Source organism: Halorussus sp. MSC15.2 (genome assembly GCF_010747475.1).
In the GTDB taxonomy this organism is placed as follows: Archaea; Halobacteriota; Halobacteria; order Halobacteriales; family Haladaptataceae; genus Halorussus.
Genome location: NZ_VSLZ01000003.1, coordinates 552577 through 565087 on the forward strand (window position 1 = coordinate 552577; position 12511 = coordinate 565087).

Annotated in this window: 9 protein-coding genes; 3 read left to right on the forward strand and 6 right to left on the reverse strand. The window is 65.4% G+C overall.

Features of this window, described 5'->3' with window-relative positions:
* Positions 1-128: 128 nt before the first annotated feature.
* Complete coding sequence (locus FXF75_RS14085; protein WP_163522487.1) at positions 129-959, reverse strand: deoxyribonuclease IV; 831 nt, start codon at positions 957-959, stop codon at positions 129-131.
* Positions 960-1096: 137 nt separating this feature from the next.
* Between FXF75_RS14085 and FXF75_RS14090 the strand changes: the two genes are divergently transcribed.
* Positions 1097-1417: a hypothetical protein gene (locus FXF75_RS14090; protein ID WP_163522488.1), complete on the forward strand. Its 321-nt coding sequence runs from the start codon at positions 1097-1099 to the stop codon at positions 1415-1417.
* Between the two features lie 9 nt (positions 1418-1426).
* Here FXF75_RS14090 and FXF75_RS14095 read toward each other — a convergent pair whose 3' ends face one another.
* The 3 genes from FXF75_RS14095 to FXF75_RS23345 form a co-directional block, all read right to left on the reverse strand.
* Positions 1427-4336, reverse strand: a complete 2910-nt coding sequence (locus FXF75_RS14095; protein ID WP_163522489.1) for an LLM class flavin-dependent oxidoreductase — start codon at positions 4334-4336, stop codon at positions 1427-1429.
* 125 nt (positions 4337-4461) lie between these two features.
* On the reverse strand, positions 4462-5274 hold the full coding sequence (locus FXF75_RS14100) for a biotin/lipoate A/B protein ligase family protein (RefSeq protein ID WP_163522490.1): 813 nt from the start codon (positions 5272-5274) through the stop codon (positions 4462-4464).
* A 120-nt stretch (positions 5275-5394) separates the two neighbouring features.
* Positions 5395-8322 (reverse strand): MEDS domain-containing protein, encoded by a 2928-nt coding sequence (locus FXF75_RS23345; protein ID WP_163522491.1) that lies wholly within the window; start codon positions 8320-8322, stop codon positions 5395-5397.
* 452 nt (positions 8323-8774) lie between these two features.
* On the opposite strand from FXF75_RS23345, the gene FXF75_RS14110 reads away from it, so the two are divergent.
* Positions 8775-9251 (forward strand): YbhB/YbcL family Raf kinase inhibitor-like protein, encoded by a 477-nt coding sequence (locus FXF75_RS14110; protein WP_163522492.1) that lies wholly within the window; start codon positions 8775-8777, stop codon positions 9249-9251.
* A 54-nt stretch (positions 9252-9305) separates the two neighbouring features.
* Here the strand turns inward: FXF75_RS14110 and FXF75_RS14115 are convergent, their stop codons facing one another.
* Positions 9306-11135: an ABC transporter substrate-binding protein gene (locus tag FXF75_RS14115; protein ID WP_240334653.1), complete on the reverse strand. Its 1830-nt coding sequence runs from the start codon at positions 11133-11135 to the stop codon at positions 9306-9308.
* A 275-nt stretch (positions 11136-11410) separates the two neighbouring features.
* Between FXF75_RS14115 and FXF75_RS14120 the strand changes: the two genes are divergently transcribed.
* Positions 11411-12325, forward strand: coding sequence for a serine/threonine-protein kinase RIO2 (locus tag FXF75_RS14120; protein ID WP_163522493.1), 915 nt, complete (start codon positions 11411-11413; stop codon positions 12323-12325).
* Here the strand turns inward: FXF75_RS14120 and FXF75_RS14125 are convergent.
* Positions 12314-12460, reverse strand: coding sequence for a DUF1328 family protein (locus FXF75_RS14125; protein ID WP_163522663.1), 147 nt, complete (start codon positions 12458-12460; stop codon positions 12314-12316). The two genes, FXF75_RS14120 and FXF75_RS14125, sit on opposite strands and share 12 nt — an antisense overlap.
* Positions 12461-12511: the final 51 nt, after the last annotated feature.

The window sequence follows — 12511 nt, forward strand, 5'->3', positions numbered from 1 at the left end:
GGCAGAGCGCCGTGCATCGCGCGGGCAAGCCGAACAGCCGTAGCGGACGCGGTACCGGTTCGTAGCGTCGTTGTAGTCCCGCGAAAAAGTCGCGTCCGACAGACCGGCGTTCGGGACCGAGCGAACGCTCAGTCCTCCCGCAGTTCTCGGACGCGCTCGATGTTCCACGCGAAGCCCTTGCCGTCCTCGTGGGGCGTTTCGAGGACGAGCGGCACGTCTTCGAGGTCCGGATGGTTGATGAACGCGCGCATCCCCTCCTCGCCGATGAGACCCTCGCCGATGTGGGCGTGTTCGTCCTTGTTCGTGCCGCACTCGTGCTTCGAGTCGTTGAGGTGGACGCACTTCAGGTGTTCCAGTCCCACCACGTCGTCGAACTCCGCGATGGTGTCGTGGACCGCCTCCTCGGTCGAGAGGTCGTAGCCCGCCGCGAAGGCGTGGGCGGTGTCGATGCAGACGTCGAGGTCCTGCTCCGAACGGGTCAGCACCTCGTGGAGGTGTTCGAAGTCGCCGCCGAGTTTCGTCCCCGACCCGGCGTCGCTCTCGATGAGGACCGTCACGCCGTCGGGGATGTCCAGTTCGTCTAACGCGGACGCGGCGTTGTCGAGTCCGCCGTCCACGCCCGCGCCGGTGTGCGCGCCGAGGTGGACGTTGACGTACGGGATGTCGAGTTTGTCCGCGGCGTCGACCTCCTTCTGCATCGAGTCGATGGACTTCGCCCGGAGGTCGTCCTTGGGCGTGCAGAGGTTCACGAGGTACGACGAGTGGATGACCCACGGCCCCACGTCGTTCTCGGCAGACAGCGACCGGAACTGTTCGGCCTCCTCGTCGCCGATGTCCGGGTCCTGCCACACCTGCGGGGAGTGGGTGAATATCTGTCCGCAGTTGCCGCCGTCCTCTATCTGCTCGTCTACCGCGTTGTAGACGCCGCCAGCGATGGATTCGTGCGCACCTACTCTCATGTGTTCGAGGATGGATGGAGGGGTGATAGGCGCTTCGGAACCGGGGACCGACTACCGGAGGACCGGCGCGCCGACTCGCTGTCGTGGGTCGAGGTGCCAGCCCCCACTCTTATTGACCTCCGAACGCTACCCGGTGTGTGCCCATCAGCCTCGAAACCTTCGAAGGAGGCGGGGAGCGCTACTCCGTCGAGAGGCGAGTGCTGACGTTCCTCAGGGAGAACGACGAGCAGGCGTACAACGTCTTGGAGATTACCGAGGCGGTGATGGACACCGGATGGTCCGAGGCCAACGTGGACTACCCGGTCGGCGACGGCGACGACGACCTCATCGGTTGCATCGTCGACGTGGCGACCGTGAGCGCGATTCTGGACCGACTCGTGGACCACGGTGCGCTGGAGCGGAGAGTCCTCGATACCGGAGAGGGCGAGCGGAGTTACTACCGGACGAGAGCGACGTGACTCCGGGGGCTACAGTTCGGGCGGTCGCTCCTCGATGACGGGGTAGTCGCCGAACAGGTCCTCGCGGTCCGGGAGGCGGCCACCGTCGTCCTCGGCGACGGTCGTGTAGTTCAGGAAGTACTCGTAGCCGAGGTTGTCGTCGAACTGATTGCCCGCCCACGTGCCGCCGCCCAGCGAGAGCGTGAAGTCGAGGTCGTTGTTGCCCGCGCCTGCGAGACACAGCGACGGCTGGTTGACCAGTACCCGACCCACGTCGATGGCCTTCCCCATGCGCTCGGCGCGGTCGTCCTCCGAGGTGTGAATCGTACACGAGTGACCGATACCCTCGTACTCCACGATGGACTGGGTCAGGTCGAGCGCCGCGGAGAAGTCCGGCGCTTCGTACACCGTCAGGACGGGCGCGAGCTTCTCGCCCGAGAGCGGATAGCGTTCGCCGACGCCCTCGCCGTCCACCACTAGGAAGTCGGCGTCCGCGGCGCGGTCGATGCCCGCCATCTCGGCCAAGGTCCCGGCGTCCGAAGCGATGGCCCGCCGGTCGAGGTGGCCGTCGCGGAAGAGCGTCTCCTCGACTCGGTCGCGTTCGGCGTCGTCGCAGTAGTACCCGCCCGCGACTTCGAGCGCCGTCCGGAGTTCGTCGGCGACCGACGACTCCACGACGAGCGAGTTGACGTTGACGCAGGTCGCGCCGTCGTCCAGCGGCTTGCTGACCGCGACGAACTCCGCGACCTGCGCAATATCGGCGGTCCCGTCCACCACGCTGACGACGTTGCCCGCGCCGACGCTGTAGTTGGGCGTCCCCGACGACTGCCCGGCCTCGACGTTGTTCTGCGAACCGGTGACCTGCAACAGGTCGGCCCGTTCCATCAGCGCGTGGGCCTTCGCCTTGTCTATCTCACCGGGAATAACCTGCACGAGGTCGGCGGGCGCGCCGACCGCCGCCAACTCCTCGCGGACGTACTCGACCAACTCGGCGCAGGCGCGCCGCGTCTGAGGCGACGGCGAGAAGACGACGGCGTTTCGTCCCTTCAGCGCGAGCATCGCCAGTTGCGGCACCGTCGCCACGGGGTTGGTCGAAGGCGTGAACGCGCCGACGACGCCGACCGGCTTGGCGATTTCGCTGACGCCGCGTTCGGGGTCGCGCTCCACGACGCCGACCGACGGGGCGTCCCGGAGGTCGGCCAGCGTCCCCTCGACCTGTCGTTTCACCTTGTAGACTTTGTCGGAGACGTTGCCGATAGCGGTGTCCTCCACGGCGGCGCGCGCGACCGGTTCGACGTTGTCGTCCCGATACGCCGCCCACCCGACCGCCCGGACCAGTTCGTCGGTCGCGGACTGGTCGTAGTCGGCGATGGCGTCCATCGCTCGCTCGGCCCGGGCGACGACCCCGGCCACGAGGTCGTCGGCGTCGAGCGACGCGTCCGCGTCGGCCGGAGCGTTGGGTCGGTCGGACGCCGAATCGGCAGACGCGGCCGACCGCTCCGGACTGCTCTCGGTGGACGCAGTGGACGCGCTCGCCGTCTCGACGCTCCCGCCGTCGGCGGCCGCGGCGCTCCCGGTCGTCGTCTCCTCGGTCGGTCCGGGGAACTGCTCGCGGAGGTACGGCGCGACGTCCTCGCCGAACGCGCGCAACTGGTCGTCCACCGCCTCGCCGCCGACGCCGTTGACCTCGAACGCCGGTTGGAAGTTCAGGCCGTCGAGTCCGCACTCCTCGACGATGCTCGACACCTCGTCCCTGATGTGGTCGGCGTCACCGACGATGGCGACGCCCTTCTCCACGAACAGGTCCGCCCCGTGTTCGCGCAGCGCCGCCGTCGCTTCCTCGTAGTCGAGTCCGGAGACCGCCCCGAGCAGGCCCAGCGGCGCGTAGTAGTTCCACTGGTTCTCCAGTCCGCGCTTCCAGCGGTCGAGCGTCTCCGCGTCGGCGGCGTCGGTGTTGAACACGTAGCGGGTGAGCGCGACGCCGCGGTTCCGTCGCTCGTCCCACCCGAAGGCGAAGGGTTCGCCGTCGTACTCCGGGCGGTGGTCGGGCCACCCCGCCTGCTCGGCGAACTGGTAGTAGGCACCGATGGCGTCTTCGAGCGCGTCGTTCGGCAGGCCGATGTAGAAGCCGTTGATACCGCGCTCGGCCGCGAACTTCATCGAGCGCGGCGAGAACGCGGGTTGCCAGAGTTGTGGGTGCGGTGACTGTTCGGGTTGCGGGTAGACCGACACCGCGTCGAGCGTCGAACCGCCCGAGACGACCTCGTTCGCCCCGTCGCTGGCGTAGAGGTCCGAGTCGGTCCAGTCGATGACGTCGTCGAGGTCGTACTCGCAGGCGTCGCTCTCGTAGTAGGCCTTCTCCTGTTCGTGATGCCACTTGGTCCCCTTCGGCGGGACGCTGTGGTACTCGCCGTCGTGGGAGAACACGTCCTCGGTCCACGCCTTCCGGACGATTTCGTACTTCTCCTCGAACGACTCGTAGTTCTGTGGCTGGTTCTGGACGCCGCCGCCCCAGTACTGCCCCATGAGTTCGGCTTCCCGGGGCTGGTACCCCCGCCCGATGCCGATTTCGGCGCGCCCGTCGCTGACCACGTCGAGGAGGGCGGCCTGTTCGGCGAACCGGACCGGTTCGTACCACGGTAGGATGCACGACGCCTGCCCGAGACGCAGCGAGTCGGTCCGGGCCGCGATTGCGGTCAGGGTCTGGAGCGGGTTGGTGCTGACCTCTTGGCCCATCGTCTGGCCGTGATGCTCCGAGAGGAACAGCGAGTCGTAGCCGAGGTCGTCGGCCAGCACGCCGTGGCGAATCTGGTCGCGCATGGCCTGCTTGGCGGCCTCGTGTATCTCTTCGACCGAGGCGTCGGGGACGAGGTGCCCCTCGTCGGTCCGTTCGAGCGGAAGACTGGTCGTCGCGTTGTGGAAGGTGCCGAGATGAACCACGATACGCGAACATCAAATCAGAGAGACTTATAATTTAGTATTAATTATATTACCAACCACGCTACCGTTAACCGTCGCCGTGATACGGTTACGGTTCTCCGACGCCCGACGCACCGAGCGGGCGGTCACTCGGTCGGGTCCTCGCGGTCTCGAACCCACGCCTCGCTCTCGAACTTCGCCTCGGCGCGGTCCCGGGCACGCTCCAGTTCGTCGTCGGTCCAACTCCCCTCGTCGGCGTCGGCCCACGATTGGAGGGCGTCCTCGACCGCACCGACCGCCTCGTCCCGGTCCGCGCCGGACTGTTCGGCGATGCTGGTCACGCGCTCGCGAAACTCCTCGGGCGCGGTGTCGGGTGCCGAGAAGGTCGAGAGGTGACGGTCGGCGTCGAGGTCGAACTTGAGCGACCCATGCTGGACGACCGCGTCTTTCCGGCGGTACTGGGCGTTGCCCGAGATTTTTCGCCCGCCGCCCGCGACCACGTCGTGGGCAGGGTGGAGTTCTCGCAGGTAACAGGCCGGTTGGTGAATCTCGGGGAGTTTCTCGTCGGTGAACCGCGCGTCGATGCCGAGTCGCTCGAAGGCGTCGAAGACGGGTTCGCAGAGCAGTTCGTACGTCTCCATCAGGTCGCCCGGCAGTTCGTCGGCGGGCGCGACGATGGAGTAGGAGATGTCGGCGTACCGGTCGTGGTAGATGCCGCCGCCGCCCGTGGGTCTGCGGGTGACGGTGATGCCCTCGCGGTCGCAGTAGTCCCACGCCACGGTATCGGAGTCCTGCCGGTAGCCCAGCGAGAGCGTGCTGGGGTCCCACTGGTAGACCCGAACGGTTCGAATCCCTTCCTCGGCCGCGGTCTGCGCGGCGATTTCGTCGAGAGCCATGTTCGTCGGGCCGCGTCTTGACTCCTCTCGAATCAGCCGCCACTCGCGGTCGGACAGCGCCATACCGGGGGTTCGCGCGAGGGGGCCAAGTGCGTTGCGAAGGCCCAGCGGTCGGTAATCGAGAGTCCACGAGGAGCGGAGTTCGTCCCGACGGGAACGGTCGGCGGTCGTGGTCAGTCGGCGTTACGTGACGTTCCGGAACTCGAACCGCGCACCGCCCTCGTCGCTCTCGGTGACGGCGCAGTCCCACTCGTAAATCTCGGCGAGTTTCTGGACGAACGCCAGTCCCAATCCCATCCCGCCGTTGCTGGCCGCCGACGTGTACCCCTCCTCGAACACGGCGTTCTTGTCGTCGTCGGGGATACCGGAACCGTCGTCCGCGACGTAGAATCCTGTCGGGAGTTCGCCGACGGTAACGGTGACGTCCGCGCCTCCGTGCTCGACGGCGTCCTCAGAACGCTGCGCGTTCTGATGGGCTGCATCAGACTCCGTCTGATGAACGTCATCGTCCCGAGGACGATTGCCCGTGGAGCCGTGCTCCACGGCGTCTTCGTGAGCCTGCGAGCGAGGACTCGTCGAACCGTGTTCGGCGGCGTTATCGTCCTGCGGACGATTGCCAGTGGAGCCATGCTCCACGGCGTTCTCGAAGAGATTCCGGAACAGGTGTTGTACGTACGTCTCGTCGGCCTCTATCGTGGAGTCGATGGCTACCTCCGAGGTCGCTCCGCGAGTGTCTATGTCGTCCCAGACATCGCGCGCGACGGTCCCGAGGTCGACAGCGCTGTGTTCACCGACCGCGTCGCGACCCCGGGTCAGCATCAGCATCACGTCGATGATGTCCTCGATGCGGTCGAACGCCTCGGTGATGTAGCCGACGGCCTCGGCGTTCCCGTCAGCCGGGAGCTGCTGGCCGTATATCTGGCCGATGTTGACCGGGTTCCGAAGTTCGTGGGCGAGCATGCTGGCGAAGTTCTCCAACCGCGCGTTCTTCTCTTCGAGTTGCACCTCGCGGTGGTTCCGGTTGAGTTCGTAGCTCACGCACTGGCCCATCAAATCGAGGAACGTCCGCTCGGCGTCCGTGTACGCCCGGTCTCGCGGCATCTCGGACGCGAAGCACAGCGTCCCGTACTCGTCGCCGCCGACCTCCACGGTCGTCGCGAAGTACGCGTCCAGTCCGAACCGTTCGTACGCGGCGTCGTCCGTCCACCCCTCCTCGGCGGCGTCCGTCACCGAAACCGCCCCGGACGAAGCGAGCAACTTCTCGCAGTAGGTGTCACACAGCGAGTCAGTGACACCCGACTGTATCAGGTCGTGGTCGCCAATCGCTTCCACGATTTCGAACGTGTCGTCGTCGTTCGTTCGGGTGAAGTACCCGATGTCGAAGTCGAAACGCTCGCTCCCCAGTTCGAGCAGGTTCTCGACCTTGTCTCCGAACGACACCCGTGGGTCTGCGATGATATCGTACAGTTCACGCTGGTACTGTTCGTGCTCTTTGCGCTCGGTGATGTCGCGGACGATAGCGAGCATCAGCTCCCGGTCGTCGAGTTCGATAGTCGACGCCGATATCTCCGCCGGAATCGCCCGGCCGTCCTTAGTCAGACACGACAGTTCGTCCGTCCAGCCGTGGCCGTTCGCGAACACGCCGTCGACGAACGCCCGGAATCGGCCCATCTCGTCGGGGTGGCAGTCGGACGGGCCGCGCGCCAGCAACTCCTCGCGCTCGTAGCCGAGCATCTCCAGTCCGGCGGGGTTCGCGTCGACGATTTCGTCGCCGAAGGGGTCGTTGACGAAGATGGCGTCGTTGCTGTTCTCGAACACCGCCTCGAACTGGTCTTTCGCCCGCCGAAGCTCTCGCTCGCGGTGCTGGCGTTCGAGTTCGTACTCTACCCACTGGCCCATCAGGCGGTGGAACGTGCGCTCCGCCTCCGAGAACTCGCTCTCACGCGGTTCGGTCGAGACGAACCAAAACGTCCGGTCGTCGGTCCCGTCGAGCGTGAGGTACGTGCCGAGGTACGTCCGGACGCCGAACTGTTCGTAGCAGCGTTTACCTTCGAACCCCTCGCCGACGGGGTCGGTGACCGCGACCGGGTCGGCGATTGCATCTCTCGAATTGAAGTCGGTGGTGACCTCGCAGTAGGTCTCCGAGAGGTCGGCGTTCGCTCCGGGGACGAGGAAGTCGTGGTCGTCGCTGACCGCCTCGACTTCGAAGAAGTCGGTCTCCGGGTCGACCTTGGCCAGTCCGCCGATGTCGAGATTGAACCGCTCGCACCCGAGGTCGAACAGCGCGTCGAGTTTCTCCTCGAAGCCGAGGTCCGGGTCGGACGTGATATCGTACAGTTCGCGCTCGTACCGCTCGCGGGTCCCGAGCGAGGCCTGCCCCTCGGTTCGGTCGAGGAGCGTCTCTAGTTTCCGTTCGTTCTCGCGGGCCAGATTGTCGGGGGCGAAGTACTCCTCGGGAGGGGTGTAGAAGTCGTTCGGACAGGCGGTCTCGTCGTAGACGAGGTACGGGTGCGTGTTGATGACGTCCTCGATGACCGTCGGCGGGAGTTCGGTTCGGTCGTACTGGCACAGCGCCATCCCCGCCTCCCCGTCGAGGAGTTCGTTCACGTGGGCCTCGCAGGCCATGAACTTCCGCTGGGCGGCGTCGTCGCCGACGAGCCACGTCTCCTCGGCGGTGACGCGGAACCCCTCGTACTCGTCCTGTGCCGCCTCCGCGACGGTTCCGAGACTGTCACGAGCGCGCTCGACGTCGAACTCGCCGTCACTGAGGTACATCTCCTCGACGGAGTGGAACGAGAGCTGTCCTGCGTCGAGCGCGTCCTCGACGTCGACACCGTCGGACCGTAGGGCGTCGATTATCTCCTCCCGCGAGCTATCGTCGACGATGTACATGCACCGCTCGTCCCGCGCGAGACCGTCTGCGACGAACGGCACCACGGTCGCTAACTGCTCGGCGCGGTCTTCGTAGACGAGTGCGAGGTGGTCGGCGTGTTCGTGTCCGTCGAGCGGTTCGACGGGGCCGCGGAACCCGGCGGTGGACTGGAGGGCTTCGAATCCCGCGTCGGAGGCTGTCGACGGCTTGCGGTCGGACCTCCCGATGTGCTTGCTCACGTTCCACCCTCCGGATGGAGACGTCGCGTCGTCGGCCGGACCGTGTTCTGGCGGCCGCACGTCGTGGTAGAGTAGTCGAGGTAATCTCTCGTAGTGTGGACCCTTACGGGCGTTCGTGCCGCTGTCCCGTTATCCGCCCATGTCCCATCCATTACTCGTGGGGATGCACGCGAAAAGTAAAAGCTCACTGCACGCCAATCATCTGTCGTTACGCCGAGTCCGGATGCCGTCGCCGCTTCCTCGCACCGGATATCCCGACAGGAAGAATTAAGTGTTTTAGGCCCGCCTAAACTCATATGGGACGGAAGCGAAACGGACGAACGAAGACGTGGGCGTACGTGTGTGCCACGCTGTTCGGGGCGAGCGGAGACGACGACGCCGACGGCTCCGACGCGCGGTAGGCCACCACGGCTATCACTACCGACGCCGAGATACCGACGGAGGAGACAGCTATGGCGGACCTCTCGTTTCGAACCTCGGCGTTCACCCACGGCGAATCGATTCCCGAGAAGTACACCTGCGAGGGCGAGGACGTTTCCCCGGAGTTGACAGTCGGCGGCGCGCCCGACGACGCGGCGGCGCTCGCGGTCGTCGTGGACGACCCCGACGCGCCCGCCGGGACATTCACCCACTGGTTGCTCTGGAACCTGCCTCCTGACACGGTCGAAATCGAAGAGGGCGTCGAACCGCGCGAGGAACTGCCGGACCTCGGCGGCGCGCGGCAGGGGGAGAACGACTTCGGCGACGTCGGCTACCGCGGTCCCTGTCCGCCGGAGGGCGACGGTCCCCACGAGTATCGGTTCACACTGTACGCGCTGGACGAGGAGTTGGACGCGGAGGGTGGCGCGCTCCGCCCCGAAGTACAAGACGAACTCGACGCGAAGACCATCGACTCCGACCAGTTCACCGGGACGTTCTCGCGGGAGTGAGACCGCGTCGAACACCGGGCCGGGACGAAAGAAGTGGTCCCACCGACGCGACCGCTACTGTCCGCCGTTCGGTTCGTTCACCGTCGCGTCGTTGAACATCTGGCGACTCGTTCCGGCCGCGCCGAACTTCGGAATCTGGGCGTAGTCGTACCAGAACCGCTGGTCGGTCTGGTGGTAGACGTTGAGGAACACCGTGTCCTGCCAGTTGGCCTCCTCCATCTTGATGTACGCCTCGTTGCGCGCCTGCTCGGCCTCGTCGGTCGGTGCGGGGTTCTGCTGGACCGTGGTCCAAGCCCGTCTGGCGCGTTCGGACGCCTCGGTCCCCGACCAGTTGACGTACGAGATGGGCGCGCTCTGGGAGGTGTCGGTCAGCGGCGGGTTGAGCAACTGCAGGAAGTTGTCGGGCGCGGGCCAGTCCATGACCCACCCCAGCGAGTACGCCTGCAGGTTCCCGTTCCGACCGCGCTTGAGCAGGGTCGAGAACGGCGCGGTCTCGATTTGCATGTCGATGAACGCGCTGGAGAGTTTGTCGCGCAGGAGCTGGCCCACCTGCGGCCACGTGTTGGAGCGCTGGTAGACCGTGAACGTGAACTGGTACCGGTTATCCGGCCCGTAGCCCGCCTCTCGCATCACCTGTCGCGCTTTCTGGAGGTCGGTCTGGCGATAACTGTACGGATACTCCTGCTGGGCGTGCTGCTGATAGGCGTCGGGTCCGCCGGGGTAGATGGCGGGCGGCGTGAAGTGGAACGCGGGTCTCCCTCGGCCCTTGAACACCTGCTCGACCAGTTGCTCCTTGTTCATCGCGTACGCGGCGGCGTGCCGCGCGGCCTGTTCGACCCGGTTCGTGTTGAACCCGATGTAGAACGTGTTGATGGTCGGAACCGCGAGGAAGTTGAGCGTCTCGCCGTTCCGAACCGGCCCGTACGTACCGACCTCGCGGCCGCGCTCGTCGGTCTTCTCGACTTCGACCTTGTTCGGGTTGTAGAACTCCGTCGGGATGGAGAACGCGTCGGCGTTCTTGTTCATCGCGTAGGTGTACCGCGCGTTCGCGTCCGACATTATCTGCCAGTGGACCCGCTCGACCTCGGCCTTGTTTCCGTAGTAGTTGTCGTACCGCGTGACCGACGCCTCCGTGTTCGGTTGCCACGACTCGAATTTGAACGGTCCGCACCCGACGGGTTGACTGGTGGCGAACTCGCTGTATTCGAGTTCCCCGTTGTACCCCTGAATGTCACCGACGATGCCTTCGGGCACGGCGGCGAACGCCGTGTACGCCAGCATCTCCAGCGTGGCGTGGAACGGCTCCTCCAGTTGTATTCGGAGGGTTCGGTCGTCCACGGCCGTGACCGACAGCGTGTCCGGTTGGTAGTTCCCGTCGGCGTCGACGGAGTGTTTGACGCCGATTGATTCGAGGATGAAGTAGGCGCGCCGCGACTCCGGCGACTGGGCCAACCGCTCGAAGGAGTAGACGAAGTCCTGAGCGGTGACTTGCGACCCGTCGTGGAACGTCGCACCCTCCTTCAGCGTGAACGTGTAGGTCCTGAAGTCGTCGGACACCTCGTAGTTCTTCGCCAGCAGCGGTTGGACCTCGATGTTCCCGTTCGGGTAGTTCATCAGGGCGTCGAAAACCTGCTGGATGACCTCTCCGGAGGCGGTGTCGGTCGCCTTGATTGGGTCGAGGGTACTCATCGTGGAGTTGATGAGGTTGAGCGTGCCACCCCCTCCCTGACCCTGCTGGGTCGTCGTCTGTTGAGCGTCCGCCTCTCCCGTGAACGCACTCCCGAGCGCGACGGCCGACGCCGCACTGCCGGTCGCTTCGAGGAAGGACCGGCGGCTCGTGTCTTGTCCCACCATGACAACGAGGAGCACGGCTTCGAGTTCCATTTATCCCCGTGTCCGTGAGTAAATACGAATCGCTTGGTAAAATCGTCTCTCGCCACAGTTTTTCGGCGGCCGGTCCGCGAAACCCTAATCGGCCCCAAATACTACATTTTGTATCGCAGTAATAAGTTTATACGTGGTGGCCGCGCACCGGACGTCGAATCGGGTAACGACCGGCTACCCCATCAGTCCGCACGCCAGAAGCGTTGAGGAACGGCTTCGCGGTCGAAGCGCGAGTTGCGCGGGGCTTTTACCGGCCGGGCGACTACGTGACGGTGATGGTCCAGAACGTCGCGGGCATGCTCTCCGAACTGGAGGTGGAGGACTTTCACTTGCTGTCGGGCATCGAACAGGGGATGCGCTTCTCGGAGTGGGTCGCCCGCGAGAAGATTCCCGAATTCTCGCGGTTGACCGCCGAGGAGGTCGACTACCGCATCGACAGGTGTCTCGACCGGGAACTGGTCGAACGCAAGACGATACAGTACGAGGGCTACAAACTCAAGTTCGAGGGGTACGACGCGCTGGCGCTCCACACCTTCGCGGAGCGCGACACGCTGGAGGGGTTCGGTTCGCCCCTCGGCGTCGGCAAGGAGAGCGACGTGTACGAGGTCCAGTCGTACAAACCGCTCGCGCTGAAGTACCACCGCGAGGGCTACACCAACTTCCGCGAAGTGATGAAAGAGCGCGACTACACCTCCGACCGCGAACACGTCTCGTGGCTCTACACCGCGCGGAAGGCCGCCGAGCGCGAGTACGAGGCGCTCGAAGCGCTCTACCCCGACGTGAAGGTCCCCCGCCCGATAGACCACAACCGCCACGCCATCGTGATGGAGAAGATAGACGGCGTGGAACTCTCGCGGACGAAACTCGAAGACGAGCAGGTGGTGCCCATCCTCGACCTAATACTGTCGGAGATGAGCGACGCCTACGCCGAGGGCTACGTCCACGCCGACATGAGCGAGTACAACGTCTTCGTCAACGCCGAGGGCATCACCATCTTCGACTGGCCGCAAGCGACCCCGACAGACCACGAGAACGCCGAGGAGTTCCTCGAACGCGACGTGGACAACGTGGTCGGCTACTTCCGGCGGAAGTACCCCCAACTCGTGCCGGACGTGGACGTTTCCGCACTCTCGGCGACTCTCGCGGACGGAACGTTCGGGTCCGCCCGCGACCACGCGTCAGAAGACTAACGACACGACCGCCAGCACGAGGAAGAGTATCACCAGCCACTTGGCGACGTCCATCGAGAGTCCCGCGACCCCGCCCGCACCGAGCGCTCCGGCGATGATGGCGAGAACGAAGAAGGCGATGGCGAGTTCGAGAATCGCCATGCTATCGACCCCCGAGATACCGCGTCAGTTGCTCGGCCGTTCTCA

Coding starts and splice junctions, on each gene's coding strand:
- FXF75_RS14100 (WP_163522490.1), bottom strand. CDS start 5,274: ATGGCGCTGTCCGACCGCGAGTGGCGGCTGATTCGAGAGGAGTCAAGA.
- FXF75_RS14085 (WP_163522487.1), bottom strand. CDS start 959: ATGAGAGTAGGTGCGCACGAATCCATCGCTGGCGGCGTCTACAACGCG.
- FXF75_RS14115 (WP_240334653.1), bottom strand. CDS start 11,135: ATGGAACTCGAAGCCGTGCTCCTCGTTGTCATGGTGGGACAAGACACG.
- FXF75_RS14120 (WP_163522493.1), top strand. CDS start 11,411: ATGGTCCAGAACGTCGCGGGCATGCTCTCCGAACTGGAGGTGGAGGAC.
- FXF75_RS14110 (WP_163522492.1), top strand. CDS start 8,775: ATGGCGGACCTCTCGTTTCGAACCTCGGCGTTCACCCACGGCGAATCG.